Source organism: Gaiella sp., from assembly GCF_057140465.1.
Map to the genome: position 1 here is coordinate 1 of NZ_DBNHWK010000004.1, position 17366 is coordinate 17366.

At 73.2% G+C, this 17366-nt stretch carries 16 protein-coding genes; 7 read left to right on the forward strand and 9 right to left on the reverse strand.

Features of this window, described 5'->3' with window-relative positions; genetic code table 11:
* On the forward strand, positions 1-185 hold a 185-nt coding region (locus tag AC162C_RS00165), incomplete at its 5' end, for a hypothetical protein (protein WP_484095781.1).
* Positions 186-190: 5 nt separating this feature from the next.
* Here AC162C_RS00165 and AC162C_RS00170 read toward each other — a convergent pair.
* Entirely contained in the window at positions 191-484 is a 294-nt protein-coding gene (locus AC162C_RS00170; protein ID WP_484095782.1) for an AzlD domain-containing protein, read from the reverse strand.
* 91 nt (positions 485-575) lie between these two features.
* On the reverse strand, positions 576-1253 hold the full coding sequence (locus AC162C_RS00175; protein WP_484095783.1) for an AzlC family ABC transporter permease: 678 nt from the start codon (positions 1251-1253) through the stop codon (positions 576-578).
* Between the two features lie 537 nt (positions 1254-1790).
* Between AC162C_RS00175 and AC162C_RS00180 the strand changes: the two genes are divergently transcribed.
* Positions 1791-3128 (forward strand): helix-turn-helix domain-containing protein, encoded by a 1338-nt coding sequence (locus AC162C_RS00180; protein ID WP_484095784.1) that lies wholly within the window; start codon positions 1791-1793, stop codon positions 3126-3128.
* 203 nt (positions 3129-3331) lie between these two features.
* Positions 3332-4249: a hypothetical protein gene (locus AC162C_RS00185; RefSeq protein WP_484095785.1), complete on the forward strand. Its 918-nt coding sequence runs from the start codon at positions 3332-3334 to the stop codon at positions 4247-4249.
* A 5-nt stretch (positions 4250-4254) separates the two neighbouring features.
* Here AC162C_RS00185 and AC162C_RS00190 read toward each other — a convergent pair whose 3' ends face one another.
* Both AC162C_RS00190 and AC162C_RS00195 read right to left on the reverse strand, forming a co-directional pair.
* Positions 4255-5136 carry a ribonucleotide-diphosphate reductase subunit beta gene (locus AC162C_RS00190; RefSeq protein WP_484095786.1) on the reverse strand — a complete coding sequence of 294 codons (882 nt, stop codon included), beginning with the start codon at positions 5134-5136 and terminating at the stop codon, positions 4255-4257.
* A gap of 67 nt (positions 5137-5203) precedes the next feature.
* Complete coding sequence (locus tag AC162C_RS00195; RefSeq protein WP_462973782.1) at positions 5204-5884, reverse strand: SDR family oxidoreductase; 681 nt, start codon at positions 5882-5884, stop codon at positions 5204-5206.
* A 207-nt stretch (positions 5885-6091) separates the two neighbouring features.
* Between AC162C_RS00195 and selD the strand changes: the two genes are divergently transcribed.
* From selD to AC162C_RS00210, 3 genes are read left to right on the forward strand one after another with little or no spacing between them, the layout of a single operon-like run.
* A complete protein-coding gene (selD, locus tag AC162C_RS00200; protein ID WP_484095787.1) occupies positions 6092-7123 on the forward strand; it encodes a selenide, water dikinase SelD in 1032 nt (343 codons plus the stop codon).
* A 9-nt stretch (positions 7124-7132) separates the two neighbouring features.
* A complete protein-coding gene (locus AC162C_RS00205) occupies positions 7133-8101 on the forward strand; it encodes a COX15/CtaA family protein (RefSeq protein WP_484095788.1) in 969 nt (322 codons plus the stop codon).
* 43 nt (positions 8102-8144) lie between these two features.
* A complete protein-coding gene (locus AC162C_RS00210) occupies positions 8145-9041 on the forward strand; it encodes a PAC2 family protein (RefSeq protein ID WP_484095789.1) in 897 nt (298 codons plus the stop codon).
* A gap of 30 nt (positions 9042-9071) precedes the next feature.
* Here the strand turns inward: AC162C_RS00210 and AC162C_RS00215 are convergent, their stop codons facing one another.
* From AC162C_RS00215 to AC162C_RS00225, 3 genes are all read right to left on the reverse strand, one after another.
* Complete coding sequence (locus AC162C_RS00215; RefSeq protein WP_484095790.1) at positions 9072-11711, reverse strand: DEAD/DEAH box helicase; 2640 nt, start codon at positions 11709-11711, stop codon at positions 9072-9074.
* Between the two features lie 109 nt (positions 11712-11820).
* Positions 11821-13806 carry a 3-hydroxyacyl-CoA dehydrogenase NAD-binding domain-containing protein gene (locus tag AC162C_RS00220; protein ID WP_484095791.1) on the reverse strand — a complete coding sequence of 662 codons (1986 nt, stop codon included), beginning with the start codon at positions 13804-13806 and terminating at the stop codon, positions 11821-11823.
* Positions 13799-14992 carry a thiolase family protein gene (locus tag AC162C_RS00225; protein WP_484095792.1) on the reverse strand — a complete coding sequence of 398 codons (1194 nt, stop codon included), beginning with the start codon at positions 14990-14992 and terminating at the stop codon, positions 13799-13801. The genes AC162C_RS00220 and AC162C_RS00225 overlap by 8 nt, the downstream gene beginning before the upstream one ends.
* 74 nt (positions 14993-15066) lie before the next feature.
* On the opposite strand from AC162C_RS00225, the gene AC162C_RS00230 reads away from it, so the two are divergent.
* Positions 15067-15747 (forward strand): hypothetical protein, encoded by a 681-nt coding sequence (locus AC162C_RS00230; protein WP_484095793.1) that lies wholly within the window; start codon positions 15067-15069, stop codon positions 15745-15747.
* Here AC162C_RS00230 and proC read toward each other — a convergent pair.
* Both proC and AC162C_RS00240 read right to left on the reverse strand, forming a co-directional pair.
* Complete coding sequence (gene proC / locus AC162C_RS00235) at positions 15744-16568, reverse strand: pyrroline-5-carboxylate reductase (RefSeq protein WP_462973790.1); 825 nt, start codon at positions 16566-16568, stop codon at positions 15744-15746. The two genes, AC162C_RS00230 and proC, sit on opposite strands and share 4 nt — an antisense overlap.
* A 25-nt stretch (positions 16569-16593) precedes the next feature.
* On the reverse strand, positions 16594-17366 hold a 773-nt coding region (locus AC162C_RS00240), incomplete at its 5' end, for a DNA glycosylase family protein (protein WP_484095794.1).

Here is a 17366-nt window from a genome sequence, read left to right on the forward strand (position 1 = left end):
GTGCGATCGAGGAGGCGCAGCAGCAGGGTGGCGTGCACGTCGACCGCGACCCGGAGGCCGAGGCCTGGATCGTCGTCGCCAGCCTGCTCATGCACACGATGTCGGCCCGGCTCGGGGGCCTGCTCGGCCGTGGTGACATCGAGCGCATCCGCGTGCAACGCCTCCGCTGGCTCACGAGCGGCTGACGGCGCTAGAACGGGATCCGCAGCAGCCAGAACACCGCCATCCCGACCGCGATCGCGACCCAGAGCTCCCGCGTCCGCCACGCGGCGAGCGCGGCGAGGGCCGCAGCGACGATCCGGATCTCCCCCTCGCCCTGCGGGCCGGTGAGCGACGGCGTGATGAGAGCCGCGAAGACCGCGATCGGGACGAAGTGGAGGAACCGCTGGGCCGTCCCGGGGATCGGGCGGTGGAGGCTGAGACCGGCGAGCCGCGACCCGAAGGTCACCGCCACCATCCCGGCGACCGTGAGCCAGAACGTCATCGGGGCACGGCCCTCCTCCACGGCGGCGACGCTCGTCGCGTGCGGGCCCGGTCGCGATGCCGTCTCGCGGCGTGGTCGCGCGCGAGGGGCGTCACGCGACCTCCCGGCGTGCGGCGTCGGCGTCGAACGGCGGCGGCGGTGACTGGCCTCGTGTGAGGGCTGCCCCGAGGGCGGCGCCGACGAGGCTCGCGACGAGGATCGGGACACCGCCGGGCTCCACGCGCGAGACGAGCCACGAGGCCGCACCGGCCGTCACCGCGACGGAGAGCTCGATCCGCGTCCGGACGAGGGGGACGAGCAGCGCGAGGAAGGCGAGCGGGAAGACGAGGTCGACGCCCAGCTCCACCGGGTCGGGGATCGCCGCGCCGAGTGCGATTCCCGCGGCGGTCGCGAGGTTCCAGGCGACGAAGAGGCTGAGCTCCGTTCCCATGAGATACGGGTACGAGCGCTCACGGGACGCGGCGACGATCCCGAACGCCTCGTCGGTGAGGAAGAAGGCCGCGGGGAGCCGCCGCCGCCACGGGAGGCGGAGCGACCGCGAGAGCACGAGCCCGTAGAGCACGTGGCGCACGTTGAGCATGAACGTCGTGAAGACGATCTCGAGGCCCCCGGCCCCACGGCCGAAGAGGCCTGCGGCGCTGAACTGGGCGCTCCCCGCGAAGACGAGGAGCGAGAGCGCCTGCGTCTGGAGGGGAGAGAGCCCGCCGGCGCGCGCGACGATCGCGTACGCGACGCCGAACGGGGCGACGCCGAGCCAGAGCGGGGTCATCGCGCGGAATCCGCGTCCGAACGTCCCGCTCCCGGTCACGGCGGGGATCATCGCCGAAGGCCGGTCGGGCTGCCGGAGGAGCACACTCCGTCGTCGATCGGCGGTACGCGCTCCCCGGGGCAGAGCGGCTCGTGTCGGGCGCACTGCGGTTGCCGGAGCCGCCCGTGGGGGCGAGGCGTCCGAGACGGCGGCCGGCCGTGCACGCACCCCCCGACGAGCGAAACGCCCCCGGCTGCGGCTCCCGGGGGCGTTTCGTGTGAGGCGACTCCTCGTTGTGCGACGTCCCCGTTCGTGGCTCTGCGGCCCAGCCACGCCCTTCGTCGTCGCAGCGTCCTGTCGGTTGCGCCTCCACCCCGATCCTGGCGTCGGATCGACGTGTCGGCCCTGACTGTAGAGGGCACGTCCAGAAAAGTCAAGTAGCTAGGTCAAGTGATTTCGACTACTCTCTGCTTCACATGACCGTGCCGCGGATCGAGCGCCCGGATCCCCCTTCAGGGGGACGCCCCTCCCGGCGGGCGGGCGTTGAGTGAGAACCGCATGACCGACGTCGTCACGCGCACGACGCAGCACGTGCCCGTCTCCGGGCTCGGCGACCGCGTGCGATCGCTTCGCCTCTCGGCGGGGCTGACGCAGACCCAGCTCGCCGGCGACCGGTTCTCGAAGGAGTACGTGAGTCAGATCGAGCGGGGCAAGACGCGCCCGACCCGTGAGACGATCGAGTGGCTCGCGGCGCGTCTCGTCGTCGACCCGGAGTTCCTCGCCTCAGGGGTGTCGGCCGACCGCCGCGCCCGGATCGAGGCTGCGCTCGCGCGGGCCGAGGCCCTGACGGTGGCGAACGAGGTCGACGACGCGCTCTCGGCGTTCGAGGCGGTGCGTCCGGACGTGGGCTCGACCGGCTCGGCGGAGCTGGAGCTCCGGGCCCTCGTCGGCCATGCGCGCGCACTCGTGCGTTCGGGAGACGCCCGCTCCGCGCTCGACCTCCTGCACCAGGCTCGCGACATCGCCGAGGGATCCGCCTTCTCCGACGTCGATCGGGCGGACGTCCTGTTCCGACTCGCCATCTGCCGGTACACGCTCTCGAGCGTCGCGACGGCCGTCTCGCTGTTCGACGAGGCGCTCGCCCTCGCCGAGGGCGCAGGTCTGCCGTGCGATCTGCTGCGTGCCGACATCCTGCAGTGGCGCTCGCGGTGCCGCCGACGCCAACGTGACTTCGAGGCTGCGCGCGAGGACGTCGAGCGCGCGCTCGAGCTGTCGCGGGCGGCCGGCGACCGCCGGATGCAGGCGAACAGTTTCTTCCAGGCATCGCTCGTCGCCGAGCGCATGGGCCACCTCGTGCTGTCGCGGAACTACGCGCAGCAGGCGAAGGCGCTCTACACGGAACTCGACGACGAGCAGAACGTGGGCCGCCTCCTGCTCAACCTGGGCGGCCTCCATCTCCTCCTCGGAAAGCCGGACGAGGCGATCGAGCACCTCACGCAGTCGTTCGCGCTCTCCGTGGAGACCGGGTCGCAGCCGGAAGCCGCCCAGGCCGTCTCGGGGCTGGCGACGGTGTACCTGCGCCTCGGCGACTACGGGACGGCGGAGGAGAACGCACGAAAGGCGCTCGAACTTCTCGAAGGACGAGAGGACTTCCTCGGCGAGATCGGTCAGTGCCAGCTCACCCTGGGCGAGGCGCTCATGGAGCAGGGGCTGCTCGACGAGGCGGAGGAGTGCTTCCGGGCCGCAGACGGTGCATTCGAGCAGTACGCATCCGTCGGGCACCGGGCGGGGGCGTGGGTCGCGCTGGGCGACCTCGCGGCACGTCGGGGGGACGACCGCGAGGCAGCGCGTCACTACCGGAACGCCGCGGAGGCGCTCCGGGACATCCGCTTCTGACGAGAGGAGGTCGAGATGAAAGCACGGCTGATGTTGCTGGCGATCAATCTCGCCGTGTTCGCCGCGATCGCGGGCGCCGTCACCAAGCGCTCCTGGTCCGACGGAAACGGCTGGTAGGTCGCACACGGGCCGGAAGGCAGGCGGCCGGCTCTTGCCCGCCACGACACGGGGTAACGCTGCTCGGCCGTCTAGAGTCGGCGCGGATGCGCCTCTCTGCGGCCCTCGCGACCGGTCTCGCGTGCGTCCTGCTCGTCGGATGCGGTAGCTCCGACGAGCGGGACGCCGACGCGTCGGGAGCCGAGCCCCCGGCGGGCTCGATCGAGTCCCTCTGGCGTGCCCCCGGTGAGGACGTCGCCCTCGTCCCCGGCACCTCCGACTACGAGCCCGGGGCGAACCGCGTGTCCTTCCTCGTCGTCGACGACGAGGGCCGGATGGTCGAGCAGGCCACGGCCCGCGTCTGGGTCGCACGCGCCCTGGACGAGGAGCCGATCCTCGAGACCTCCGCACGCCTCGAGGCGATCGGCGTCCCCGGGGGTGCAACCGTCGATGCCTCGGCCCTCTACGTGGCCACGGTCGACCTGCCCGCGGCGGGGAAGTACTGGCTGCTCGCGGAGCCGGTCGGTGGGCCGCCGATCCAGGCGCTCGGGAACCTCGTCGTCGGTGAGCGGAGCGCAGCCCCCGGGGTCGGCGACCCGGCCCCTCGCTCCGACACGCCGACGCTCGCGTCGACAGGGGGTGACCTCCAGGCGCTCTCCACGGCGCGTGTTGCCTCGCCCGCCCTCTACCGCTCGTCGGTCGCCGACGCGATCGAGGCGGGCGATCCCTTCGTCGTGTCGTTCGCGACCCCGCTCTACTGCGAGACGCGGACGTGCGGCCCGGTCGTCGAGGTGCTCGACGAGGTGCGCAAGCGCTTCGTCGGAAGGCGCGTCCGCTTCATCCACGTCGAGATCTACGAGGGCAACGACCCGGCGAACGGCCCCAACCGCTGGGTCGGGGAGTGGCGCCTGCCGACGGAGCCGTTCACGTTCGTGGTCGACGACCGCGGGGCGGTTCGCACGAAGCTCGAGGGCGCGTTCTCGGTGCAGGAGCTCGAGGACGCCGTCCGCGGTGTCCTCCCCTGAGGCGGTCAGATCCCGTCGACGGTCACGCCGACGGCGGAGAGCTTGCGTCGCAGCGAGTCGAAGGCCCAGACGGCGACGTCCTCGCGGGTGAACCCGAACGCCTCGTAGTACGCGTCGTCGCCGTCGGGAGGCTCGAGCGTCCCCAGCACGGCGGGGATCGACGTCAGCACCGTCTCGACGATCGCGTCGGACAGCGCCGCGTCGGCGGCCACCGCGTCGCGGAGGATGAGGACGCCGAGGTTGACGTGCCGGGACTCGTCCCGCGTCACGTGCGTGAACCCCTCGCCCATGGCCGGGAAGAGGCCCTCGCGACGGAGCCAGTCGAGCACGTGGCGCTGGCCCGCGAGCGCGACCGTCCCCTCGACGAGCAGGTGGTACACGGTGACGCCGCGGACGAGGGCATCGGGTGAGTGGTCGCTGCGCAGGCGCTCCGTCGCGGCGCCGAGCACCTCGTCGAAGAGCAGTCGGGAGCCGGGCGTGACGTCGAGGCCGATCGCGGACAGGGCCTCGCCCAGCGACGACGACCCGTCGAGCCCGACGACGTCACCGAAGACGCGCTGGAAGAAGACGGCATGACGCGCCTCGTCGACGAGCTGGGTCGCGAGCGCGACCCGCTGCTCGGGCAGGGGTGCGGCATCGACGAAGGGCGCGAGCGAGACGGTCACCGCCTCCTCTCCCTGGAAGAACTGGGTCAGCACCCAGCGGAGATAGCGCTGCCGGTCGGGGCCGAGCGCCGTCCAGTCGTCACGGTCGCGCGCGAAGTCGAGATCCATCGCCGACCACTGTTGGCGCTCCCAGCGCGCGAAGATCTCGGCATAGCTCGCACCCCGGCCGAGCGTGCGATCGAGGTCGTCGAGGATCTCGTCCACGTGGCCGTCGCCGGGCATCCGTCGATGCTACTCGTCTCGGGTCGCCGTGCTCCCGTGGCAGGAGGCACGGTGCCGACGACGGACGTCAGACGGCGTCGCCGGCGCGCTCGACGACGACGACCGGCACCCGTGCGGCCGGCGAGAGCCGGAGCAGCGCGCGCACGAGCTCGGCGCAGTCCTCGGGTTGGATCAGTTGCTCACCGGGAAGGCCCGTCCACTCCGCCATCGCGGTGTCGACGAACGCCGGGCACAGCGCCGTGGCGCGGACGCCGGTCCCTTCCTCCTCCCGTGCGAGCGAGCGTGTGAGCGAGATGAGCGCAGCCTTCGAGGCGCCGTAGCCCGAGAGCCCCGGTGTCGGGATCGTCCCGGCGATCGAGGCGATGTTGACGACGTACCCCCGCGAGGCGCGCAGGTGCGGCAGTGCGTCACGAGTCACGAGGAACGCGCCCCGGAGGTTGACGCCGAGCTGGACGTCGAAGCGCTTCGTGGAGAGGTCGGCGATCGTGCTCGCGAATCCCACTCCGGCCGAGTTGACGAGCACGTCGAGGCCGCCGTGGCGCTCGACGTGCTCGGCCACCATGCGCGCACAGTCCTCCTCGTCCAGCACGCTCGCGGCCACGGCGTGCGCATCGAGCTCCTGTGCGGCGACCTGGAGCCGCTCGACGTTGCGGGCAGCGACCGTCAGCCCGAACCCCTCGTCGCGGAGCATCCGCGCGATCGCGAGGCCGATACCCGACGATCCACCGGTCACGAGTGCCGACGGCACACCGAGATCCTCCCACATGAACGCCGAAGACCGCCATCGGGGGCGGCGGTCTTCGGTGGATGAGGAGAGAGAGGGGGGGAGAGTCTCTCCGTCGGTTGGGCGTATGTTCGCGACCGCGTCGGACAGTCCTCCACCGCCCACTCGACTCGGCGTCCCGGGCGCGGCCGCGCGCGGAGTCTGGCACCCGTCCGCGCGTACACTCGGAGCGTGTCCACGCGGACGTTGACGTCACTCGCCCAGGCCGGGGGCTGCGCCGCGAAGTACCCCGCGGCGCGCCTCGAAGCGCTGCTTCGCGGGATCGTCCCCGCGGACGACGTCGACCTGATCGTCGGCCTCGATCCGTCCGACGACGCCGCCGTCTACCGGCTCGACGGCGATCGGGCGATCGTGTTCACGGTCGACTTCTTCCCACCGGTCGTCGACGACCCGCGGACGTTCGGGGCGATCGCGGCGACGAACGCCCTCAACGACGTGTACGCGATGGGCGGCACCCCGCTGCTCGCGCTCTCCGTCACCGCGTTCCCGGAGGACCTGCCCACCGAGTCGCTCGGCGAGCTCCTCGCCGGGGCGGACGAGGTCGTGCGCGAGGCCGGAGCGATCCTCGCCGGCGGGCACACGATCCGGGACGACGAGCCGAAGTACGGGCTCGCGGTCGTCGGCACGGTGCACCCCGAAGGCGTGTGGACGAAGAGCGGCGCTCGGCCGGGCGACACGGTGCTCCTCACGAAGCCGCTCGGCACGGGCATCGTCCTGCAAGGCCAGCGCGAGGGCAAGGCGTCGGACGACGACGTCCGGGCGGCCGTGGCCCTGATGACGACTCCGGTGCGGGACGCTGCCGATGCGCTGCGACCCTTCGAGCCCTCGGCCGTCACCGATGTCACCGGGTTCGGGCTGCTCGGTCACGCGTACGAGGTCGCGGCCCGCAGCGGCGTGCGTGTGGTGATCGAGGCGTCCGCGCTCCCGTCGCTCCCCGGGGCCGCGGTCCTCGCCGGCGTCGGCGTGCGCACCGGCGGCGACCGCAGGAACCGCGAGTACGTCGGTGCGCACTGCTCGAGCGACGCGGACGCGGTCGCGGAAGCCCTCGCCTACGACCCCCAGACCGCGGGCGGCCTCCTCGTCACGCTGCCCGAGGAGCGCGTCCCGGTGCTCCAGGCGACGTTCGCGGGGCTCGGGCTGCCGCTCTGGCGGATCGGGCACGCCGAGCGGGGTGCGGGCGTGGTGTTACGCGGGGCTGCGTAGACTCGACGCGTGCGCCTGCTCCCTCGTCGCGGACCGCGTGACGTCTCGCCCCGGCGCTTCGTCCAGCTCTCGACGGCCGCGCTCGTCTCGCTCTTCGTCGTCGTCACGTCCGGTGCGTTCGTCCGGCTCACGGCGTCGGGTCTCGGCTGCGACAACTGGCCCCGCTGCGGTGACAAGCCGTTCCCGGAGCAGGGCTTCCACGCGTTCGTCGAGTTCGGCAACCGTCTCGTCGCGCTCGTCGGGATCGTGCTCACACTCGTCTGCTGGCTCGCCGCCCGCCGCGTCAGGGGTCTCTCCCGGGGCGTGCGCTGGCTCGCGCTCGCCGGCTTCCTCGGCAGTGTTGCGCAGATCCCGCTCGGAGGGGTGACGGTGATCCTCGAGCTGCACCCCGTGGCGGTGATGTCGCACTTCCTGCTCGCACTCGCCGTCGTCGGTCTCGCGGCCGTGGTCGCGATCGAGGCGTGGAGCCACGAGCGGGGGCGTGGGCGCGCGATCGGCCCCGAGTGGTGGCGCATCGCCGCCGTCGTCGCCGTCCCGGCGTGCCTCGCGCTCGTCGTCACCGGGGCGGTGGCGACCGCATCCGGGCCGCACTCTGGCGGGGAGGACATCCGGCGGCTCGGGATCACGCTCACCGATGCCGTCTACGTCCACGTCCGCGCCACTGCCGTGTTCGGGATCGGCCTCCTGCTCGTCGGGGCCGGGCTCATCCGGCATCGCCGTGACGCACCGGGTGTCGCCCGGATGGGGCTGGGACTGCTCGCGGTGCTCGGAGTCCAGATGCTCCTCGGGGAGATCCAGTACCGCAACGCCCTGCCCTGGGGCCTGGTCCTCGTGCACGTCTTCCTCGCCGCCACCGTCTGGACGGCGACCGTGGTGATCGTCCACACGTTGTGGCGCCCCCCGCTGCCGCTCGTCGCGGCCCCGGGCTCGCAGGCCGCGAGGTCCCGCAGGCACGCGACCGAGCCCGTGTCCGGGTAGGCATCCGACGCCGCGACGCACAGGCGGGCAGTAGGCTGGGGAGGTGACCGCCGAGCTACGCCTCGCCAATCGGCCCGTGCTCCGCGACCCCGTGATGATCGCGGCGTTCAAGGGGTGGAACGACGGCGGCCAGGGGGCGACGCTCGCGGCGGGCTACCTGACTCGGCTCTGGAAGGCGGAGCGGTTCGCCGACATCGACCCCGAGGGGTTCGTCGACTTCCAGGACGTTCGGCCCCACGTCGCGCTCGACGAGGGCATGACGCGGCAGATCAAGTGGCCCGAGAACGCCTTCTACCACGCCGCGATCCCGGGCACGAGCCGTGATGCGGTGATCCTCCTCGGCGTCGAGCCGAGCTACCGCTGGCGGACGTTCTCCGACCTCGTCGTCGGGCTCGCCGCGGAGCTCGGGGTCGAGCTCGTCGTCACGTTCGGGGCCCTGCTCGCCGACGTTCCCCATACCCGCCCCGCACCGGTCACCGGGGCCGCGACCGACCCGGCCCTCGTGGAGGAGCTCGGGTTGCAGCTCTCCCGGTACGAGGGCCCCACGGGCATCGTCGGCGTGCTCCTCGACGCCTGCCGGGCGCGTGGCGTGCGGTCGGTCAGCCTGTGGTCGGCGGTTCCCCACTACGTGTCGCTCGCACCGAGCCCACGGGCCGCCCGCGCGCTCTGCGAGCGGCTCGGCGACCTGCTCCACTGCGAGGTGGACGTCACGGAGCTCGTGGACGCGGAGCGGACGTACTCCGAGCAGATCACGGAGGCGGTGGCGGAGGACGAGGAGACGATCGCCTACGTCGAGGAGCTCGAGCGGCGGTCCGACACGATCGAGCCGCTCGCCCCGGAGACGAGGCTTCCGTCCGGCGACGCGCTCGCTGCGGAGCTCACGCGCTTCCTCCGCGAGCGCGACCGGCGAGACGAGGCCGACGAGACTCCTCCCGCCTGAGCCCGACGTCGGCGCGACGCCCCCGGCGTCCTAGGCGCCCGGTGGTGCCGTCGGCTCGCCGCGTTCCGTCGCCGGCAGTCGTGACGGCTCGGGTATCGCGACCTCGGCGGCCGGCGGGCCGTCCGGGCCTCGCGCACCCCCGATCACGGCTGGGGAGTCCGGCTGCGGACGTCGACCGTCGTCGTCGGGGACGCCCTGCGGTGTTCCGCCGGTCTCCGCGCGTGTCCCGTCCCCGTCTGCCGGGGGGCCCGCGGAGGAGACGGCAGCGCCGGCCTCGACCTGCTGCGCGGTCTTGCGGCGCTTGCGCCGCCGGCGTGACTTGCGGCTCGGCACCTTGGGGGGCGGGAGATCGTCGGCGAGCGCTCCCGCGACCTCGGTGATCTCGCCCAGCTCCTCGCGGGCCCGGTCGAGCGCGGCGTTCGCCCGCGGCGTGTACCCCTCGGCGGACGCCAGGAGCGCGGCCGAGACGGGATGGGGCAGCGCCTTCGCGATCGTGACGAGCTGGCGCACGTTCTCCTCGTGGCGGAATCCGCGCGAGTTGGCGACGGCGCCGAGCACACGCTTCGCCTCGGGGAACTCCTGGCTCGCCTTGCGGTCGAGTGTCTTCCGCACCGACCGGGCGAGCCGCCACGTCCACCGGGCGAGGATCTGCTCCGGGGCGTTGGCCTTGCCGTCGCCGATCGCGCGGAGGAGGATCCGCACGCCCGCGGAGCGGTCCTTCTCCCACGGCGGCGCCTGCGTGACGAGCGTCACCAGGTCGTCGAAGTCCGCCCGCTCGACGGGCGTCCCGACGCGGTCCGCGAGCGCGGTCATGCGCAGGCGGCGGTTCGGATTCTCCGCCGCGCACGTGGAGAGGAACGTCTCGAGCGCTCCCTTGTCGGCCCTGCCCTCCGCGAACTTCCGCGCGAACTCGCCGCGCTGGTCGAAGCGAATCTGCCGTCCGGCGATCGTCGCCCAGAAGCGCTGCTCGTCGTCGTCGAGGAACTTCGGATCGACGCGCTGCCACTCCCGCTGGATCACCGCGAGGCGGCGGCTCACGTCCGGCGTCACCGGGACGAGCCACGGTGCCGGAGAGAGACGGCGGCGCGACCGGCGCGACGAGCGCCGCCGTGGGGCCGGCGTGACGCGGGCGCCCTCGCGGTAGAAGTCCGAGTCGAGGAGGGCGTGCAGCGACATCACACGCTCGTTGTGGGTCGCCCCCTTGGGCACGAAGTCGACGACGATCCCGGCCTCCTTGCGCGCGTGCATGCGCATGATCCGGCCGATCCGCTGCTGGTACACGCGTCGGGACGCCGTCGGCGCCAGGTGCATGCACACGGTCGCGCGGGGTGAGTTCCATCCCTCGGCGAGCAGCTGGGCGTTCACGAGGACGTTGAGCTCGCCCCGCTCGTACGCGGCGAGCGTCTCCGCGAGCTCGCGGGGCGGCGTCCGGCCCGACACCGCTGTCGCCTTCAGTCCCACCGCCCTGAACTCCTGGGCGAGGTTGTACGCGTGCGCGACACCCGCCGCGTACACGATCCCGGGCGTCGAGCCGAAGCGATCTCGGTACAGGCTCGCCGCCGCCTGGTTGAGGGCCTGGTGATCAAGGGCCTCGGCGAGGGCGCGCTCCTCGAAGTCGCCGCCGACGATCGGCACGGAGTTGACGGCCGCGACCGGCGGCACGCGGAGGCAGCGCAACGGGGCGATCAGGCCGCGGCGGGCCGCGTCCGCGAGCGGCAGGTCGTCGACCGAGGCAGGGAAGACGTCGGAGACCTGCTTGGCGATCAGCTGCTCCGTCGCCGTCATCCCGATGTAGAGCGGCTCGGCGAAGGAGCGAATCGCGGCCGAGGTCTTCTCGCCGAGCGCGGTGTGCGCCTCGTCGCAGATCACGAGCTGGTAGGCGTCCCGGGAGAGCTCGTCGCTGTGTCGGGCGAACCACGCGTACGTCTGGATCGTGATCGGGTCGTCCGCGAGCGGCTCCTTCCCCCGCTCGATCGCCGGCACGATCCGGTCGCCGTAGCCCTCGGTCGTGAGGTCGCGCCGGAACTGGTCGACGAGCAGCCGGCGGTGCGTGAGGATCAGCACGCCGAGGTGGCGTGCGCCCTCGACGAAGCCCGCGGCCGCGATCGTCTTCCCCGATGCGGTCGGGTGGCGGAAGCGGTAGCGACGTGACGCGCCCGGGTCGGCGCCGTGCTCGACGGGCTGCACGTCGTCGACGAACCCGGCGTCGACGTCGTCCTCGTCCTCGTCTGGCTCCTCGGCGTCCGACGCTCCCTCCTCGTCGACTCCGACGGCTGCTGCCGCGCCGTTGCCGTTGCCGTTGTCGTCGGCCTCCAGCTGCGTCGCGGCGATCAACTCCGTGAGCATCCCGGCCAGCGCGTCGACCTGGTGACGGCGCAGGGAGGTGCCGGCCGCGGTCGTCGGCGCCTCGACGGCGAGCACCCGCTCGAGCCCCAGCATCAGGCCGTAGCGCACCCGCCACCCCGGCGACGGCGCCCTCCGTCCCGCCTCCATCTCGGCGTGGGCGTCGTCGAGCGCCGTCCTCCGCGCCGTCCCCGCGGCGAGCGCGACGTCGGGATCCTCCTCGGGATGGAGGAACGGCTCGCGCGCCCAGCGGGCGGCCGCGTTTGCCTCCGCGGCCAGAGCCTCGGCGGACGCCGTCGTCGGTGTCTTCAGTGTCGCTTCCTGCATAGGCGCAGCACACGCTCGGTGCCGCATCGCTGAAGGAATTCGCTCGCTCGGATGCTCAGGCGTCGAGCGGAGCTAACGACCAGAGCGTAGCGAACCTGCGCGGACGGTGCTAGCGGCCGAAGTCGGCGAGCGGCCGCCCGACGACCCGCTGCGAGACGCCGGTCTGGTCGAGGTGCTTCGTGATGCCGCCGCGGAAGAAGGGGAACCCGGCGCCGAGGATCATGCAGGCGTCGATCTCGGCCGCGGAGCCGACGACGCCCTCGTCCAGCAGGTGCCGGCACTCGTCCGCGAACGCCTCCAGCAGCTGTTCGTGGATCTCGTCGACGGTCCTGCGCTCGTCGCCGGTGTGGACGACGTCCATCTCCCCGGCCGCGAAGTTCTCGAGCGTCGGCGAGAGCGGGAACCGGCCGGGATAGGCCGCATGGAGCGTGTGCCGGACGTGGTTCGCGACCTTCGGCCCGACCATCGCGAGCAGGGCGGAGGGCGCCATCGGCAGCCCGAGGCGAAGCGCGGCCTCGTCCGTCTCGTCGAACGTGTTCCCGTTCTCCACGGCGGCGAAGAGCACGGCCGACTGGCGCGTGAGCAGGCGGTTGACGACGAATGCGGGCGCATCCGCGACGAGCACGCCCCGCTTCCGGAGGCGGCGGACGACGTCCCATGCCGTCGCGAGCGTGACGTCGTCGGTCGCCGGCGTCCGGACGACCTCGACGAGCGGCAGGATCGCGACCGGGTTGAAGAAGTGGAGCCCGACGACGCGCTCCGGGTGGTCGAGCCCGACGCCCATCTCCGTCACGGACAGCGACGAGGTGTTCGTGGCGAGGAGGCACTCCGGGCCGACGACGTCCTCCAGGGCGCCGAACACCTCCTTCTTCACCGCCATCTCCTCGAACACGGCCTCGAGCACCAGGTCGCAGGCGGCGTAGGCCGCGGTGTCCGCCGCACCCTCGACGAGCGAGCCGAGGAAGCGCGCCTTCCCCTCGGTGAGCCGCCCGCGGGCGACGAGCCCCTCGAGCTCCCCCTGAATCGCCGTGATCGCGCTCGCCACGCGCTCGGCGTCGACGTCGGTGAGGACGACCGGCACCTCGAGTCGCCGCAGGAACAGCGTCGCGAGCTGCGTCGCCATCAGCCCTGCGCCCACGATCCCGACGCGGCTCACGCGTCGCGGGTCGACGTCGGGGACGCCGACGCCGCGCTTCGTCCGCCGCTCGACGACGTCGAACGCGTAGACCGATGCCTGTCCCTCGGGCCCCGGGAGCAGGTCGGCGAGCGCGTCCTCTTCGGCGCGGTACCCCTCGTCGATCGTCCAGGTCGCCGCACCCTCGATCAGCGCGAGAGCACGGTACGGCGCGGGCGCCGCGCCGTGGACCTGGTCGTCGACGCGGGCGCGGGCGCGGGCGCACACCTCGGCCGCGTCGGACAGGTCCGCGTCGAGCTCGCGCTTGCCGGCTCCCTCCTCGATCCGTCGCACGAGCAGCCCGATCGACTCGTCGAGGAACTCCACCGGGTCGAGCACGTGGTCGACGAGCCCGAGCTCGAGCGCCTGCGGGGCGGTGAGCATCCGGTTCTGGCGCAGCGGGTTCTCGACGATCACCCGGACGGCGGCCTCGGCGCCGACGATCCGCGGCACGAGCTGCGTCCCGCCCCAGCCCGGGATCAGACCGAGGAAGACCTCGGGGAACGCGAGGTGCCGGACCGACGACGCGACCGTGCGCTCGTCGCAGTGGAGCGCGATCTCGAGGCCCCCGCCGAGCGCGGCGCCGTTGACGGCCGCGAGCGTCCGGCAGGGCAGGGCCCGGAGCCGTGCGAACAGGTCGTGCCCCGCCCGGCTGCCCAGGCGGGCGAGCTCGGGGGTGATGCCCGGGAACTCCGTGATGTCCGCCCCGGCGGCGAACACGAGCGGCTTGCCGGTGAGCACGACGCCGCTCCAGTCCTCTTCCTCGAGCCGCACGAGCGCGCGCTCGAGGGACTCCAGGGCGTGGCGCCCGAACGTGCTCGGCTTCCGCCAGTCGGCGCCGTTGTCGATCGTCACCAGTGCGATGCGCCCGACCCGCGTCTCGACCGGCTGCACGTAGAAGGCGGTCACCGGGTCAGCCATGCCGGAGGTTCTCCCAGAGGACGGCGGCGCCCATGCCCATGCCGATGCACAGTGCCGTGAGGCCGTAGCGCACCTCCGGGCGGCGCCCGAGCCCGTAGGCGAGCTGCGCCATCAGCCGGACGCCGGTCGCCGCGAGCGGATGACCGCAGGCGATCGCGCCGCCGTAGGGGTTGAGGCGCTCGTCCGTGGGGTCGACGCCGACGCCGTCGCACCACGAGAGCACCTGCACCGCGAACGGCTCGTTCACCTCGAACAGCCCGACGTCGTCGATCGTGAGGCCCGCCTGCGCCAGCACGCGCTGTGTCGCGGGGACGGGGCCGAGGCCCATCAGGTGCGGCTCGACCCCGGCGAACGCGAACGCGACGAGGCGCATCGTGGGCGTGAGCCCGAGCTCCGACGCCGTCTCCTCGGCGGCGAGCAGGCAGGCCGTCGCACCGTCGGTGAGCCCCGCCGAGTTGCCGGCCGTCACGCGCCCGCCCGCACGGAACGGCGTGCGCAGCGCGGCCAGCCCCTCCATCGTCGTGTCCGGGCGCAGGAACTGGTCGACGTCGGCGACGGCCCAGCCCTCGTCGCTGAACACGCTCATCGGGACGACGGTGTGCGCGTAGACGCCGTCCGACTCGGACCAGGCGGCGACGGCGCGCTGCTGCGAGGCGACGGCGAATCGGTCGGCGTCCTCGCGCGTCAGCTGCGGGAGCTCGTCGTGGAGGTTCTCCGCGGTCCGTCCCATCACCGCGGCGCTCTCGTCGATCAGGCGCTCTGCGACGAAGCGGGGGTTGAAGTCGACCTCCTCGCCCATCGGATGGTGCCCCATGTGCTCGACGCCCCCGGCGATCACGAGGTCGGCAGCGCCCATGGCGATCTCACCCGCTGCTGCTGTCGCCGCGGTCAGTGCGCCGGCGCACATCCGGTCGACGGCGAACCCCGGCACCGTGTGCGGGAGCCCTGCGAGCAGCGCTACGTCCCGTCCGAGCGTCAGTCCCTGGTCGCCGACCTGGGCCGTGGCCGCCAGGACGACGTCGCCGATCCGCTCGGGCGGTGCCTGCGTCCGCCGGAGCACCTCGCGGACGACCTTCACCGCCATGTCGTCCGCCCGTGTCCTCCAGAACCACCCGCTCTCGCCGGCCCTGCCGAACGCCGTCCGGGCGCCGTCGACGTAGACCACCTCGCGGAGGGGACGCGACATGCGATCGAGGATAACCGACTGATTGACCGGTCGGTCAACGAACGTGCGAGCGGGCGTCTGGTGTACTCCGCGGCGTGGACTGGGAAGCGAAGCGGGTGTCGGCGCTCGCCGAGCACGAACGACGTGCCGCTCGGCCGGCGCGGCCCGGCGAGCGCGAGGACCTCCGGCTCGCGGCGGTGGCCGGTGCCTCCTGGGCCGCCGGCCTGGCCGCGCTGATGGCAGGGCGCCCCGACGAGGCGCGCCGATCGCTGGTGAGGGCGGCCGACGAGTACGTCGCAAGCTGGCACGTCGCGCCCGACGGAAGCTGGGGGCGTCCGATCGCCGCCCTCCGCTGCCGTCTGCTCGCAGGCGACACCGTCGGCGCTCGCGTCGACGCGCGGCGCGCGCTCTCGGTGGGCGCGTCCGATGCCGACGGGACGGTCGCGGCCTACTGCGCCTGCCTCGCGCTCCTCGCTCTGGGTGACGATGCGGCCGCGGCGGTGGTGGGTCGGTCGCTCGTCGCCGATCCGGGCTTCCAGCCGGCGGCCGTCGCGCACGGGCTCGTGGCCCTCGCGACCCACGATGCCGCCGCCTACGAGGACGCGGTGACCGCGGTGCTCCGGAGCTTCGTGGAGCGCGACGCATTCCTCGAGGACGTGGCGGTCGCCGACACCGTGCTCGTGCTCGACGCGCTCGCCGCGGCGCGCGGTCTCGATCGCCCACCGCTCGACTCGCCGCTGCTGCCCGCCTCGAGGCGCGCGGCAGGGGAGGCCTAGGGCTCGCCGGCGGCGAGCTCGCGCGAGCGGTTCATCGCCGCCTGGATCGCGTTCAGGAACGCGGCCCGTACGCCCGCCGACTCGAGCTCGCGGATCGCCGCGATCGTCGTCCCGCCCGGCGACGTGACCATCTCGCGGAGCTCCACCGGATGCATGTTCTCGTCGCGCAGCTGCTTCGCGGTGCCGAGCATCGTCTGGACGACGAGCTGGGTCGACATCTCGCGCGAGAGCCCGAGCAGGATCCCCGCCTCGATCATCGCCTCGGCGAGCAGGGCGAAGTACGCAGGCCCCGAGCCCGACACCGCCGTCACCGCGTCCATGTAGCGCTCTGGGACGCGGACGACGGCACCGAGGTGTGCGAGCGCCTCCTCGGCGAGCGTGACGTGCGCGTCGTCCGCGTGGGCGCCGGCGCAGAGCCCTGCGACGCCCTCGTGCACGGTCGACGGGGTGTTCGGCATCGCACGGGTGACGGGGACGCGCGGCGAGAGGTGGCGCTCGATCGCCGCCGTCGGGATCGCGGCGACGACGGAGAGCACCGTCTGCTCCTCCGAGACCACCGGGCCGATCTCCCCGAGCAGCGCGTCGATGTCCTGAGGCTTGACGGCGACGACGATCAGGGCGGCGCCACGGACGGCGTCGGTGTTCGACAGCGTCGCCTCGATGCCGTACTTGTCGGCGAGCTCTGCCACGCGATCGTCCCGCCGCCCGGAGGCGACGATCTCGCCGGCCGACCGCCAGCCGGACGAGAGCAGGCCCGCGATCAGCGCCTCGCCGATCTTGCCCGCGCCGAGCACGGCGATCCTCCGCTGGTCGACGGTCATCGTCAGCAGTGTAGGGCCGTGGGCGTCACGCTGCGCGGCGGGCCCGAAGCCGGGTCGCCCGACCACGGTCCGCGTCGGCCCCCGGAACGAGGCCCTTCCCCCAGCCGAGCATCAGGATGTCGCCGGCGAGCCCCTGCCACTCCCCGTAGGGAGCTAGCAACGCCGCCGTGTCGGCGGGCTCCGGCCATCGTCCCTCGAGGGCGGCGGTGAGCTTCATCAGCCCGAGGTCGCCGACGAGGCCCCGGTCGAACCGCCCGAGCCCCTCGGTCGCGATCACGCCCAGCGACCAGGGCCCGATCCCCGGCTCGCGCAGCAGCCGTCGATCGACAGCGGCGGGGTCGAGCTCCCGGAGGCGTTCGAGGTCGACGCCGCGGGCGAGCCTCGACAGGCACGACGCCCGGTGCTGCGCGAGCCCGGCGAGGCGGAGGTCGAGCGGGGACACACGCGCGAGCGCCTCGCGTGTGGGGACGGGTGTCCGGAGCGTGCGCAGGATCCGGCGCTCGATCGCCCGCGCACGGCGAGACTCGATGAGCTGCCCGCAGACCGCGCGGACGACCGCGTGCGTGACGCTGGCGGTGCGCAGGGGCCGGTAGCCGACGAGAGCGCGCGCGGAGGGGCCGACGAGCGGGTCCCGGTGGAAGCGGCGGTGAAACTCCGTGGTGTCGTCGTCGACTGCGAGCACGAACCGCGCGAGCACGAGGTCGCGCTCGTCGGCGGCGTGCACGACGACGCGACCGTCGGGACGCTGCCAGGCGACGGCACGGCCGCCCGGCAGGGCCCCTTCCCAGCGCGGGCGCT

Bases quoted from the DNA above. Each gene is read 5' to 3' on its own strand.
- AC162C_RS00170 (WP_484095782.1), bottom strand. From the start codon at position 484: ATGACGTTCTGGCTCACGGTCGCCGGGATGGTGGCGGTGACCTTCGGG.
- AC162C_RS00175 (WP_484095783.1), bottom strand. From the start codon at position 1,253: ATGACCCCGCTCTGGCTCGGCGTCGCCCCGTTCGGCGTCGCGTACGCG.
- AC162C_RS00180 (WP_484095784.1), top strand. From the start codon at position 1,791: ATGACCGACGTCGTCACGCGCACGACGCAGCACGTGCCCGTCTCCGGG.
- AC162C_RS00185 (WP_484095785.1), top strand. From the start codon at position 3,332: ATGCGCCTCTCTGCGGCCCTCGCGACCGGTCTCGCGTGCGTCCTGCTC.
- AC162C_RS00190 (WP_484095786.1), bottom strand. From the start codon at position 5,136: ATGCCCGGCGACGGCCACGTGGACGAGATCCTCGACGACCTCGATCGC.
- AC162C_RS00215 (WP_484095790.1), bottom strand. From the start codon at position 11,711: ATGCAGGAAGCGACACTGAAGACACCGACGACGGCGTCCGCCGAGGCT.
- AC162C_RS00220 (WP_484095791.1), bottom strand. From the start codon at position 13,806: ATGGCTGACCCGGTGACCGCCTTCTACGTGCAGCCGGTCGAGACGCGG.
- AC162C_RS00225 (WP_484095792.1), bottom strand. From the start codon at position 14,992: ATGTCGCGTCCCCTCCGCGAGGTGGTCTACGTCGACGGCGCCCGGACG.
- proC (WP_462973790.1), bottom strand. From the start codon at position 16,568: ATGACCGTCGACCAGCGGAGGATCGCCGTGCTCGGCGCGGGCAAGATC.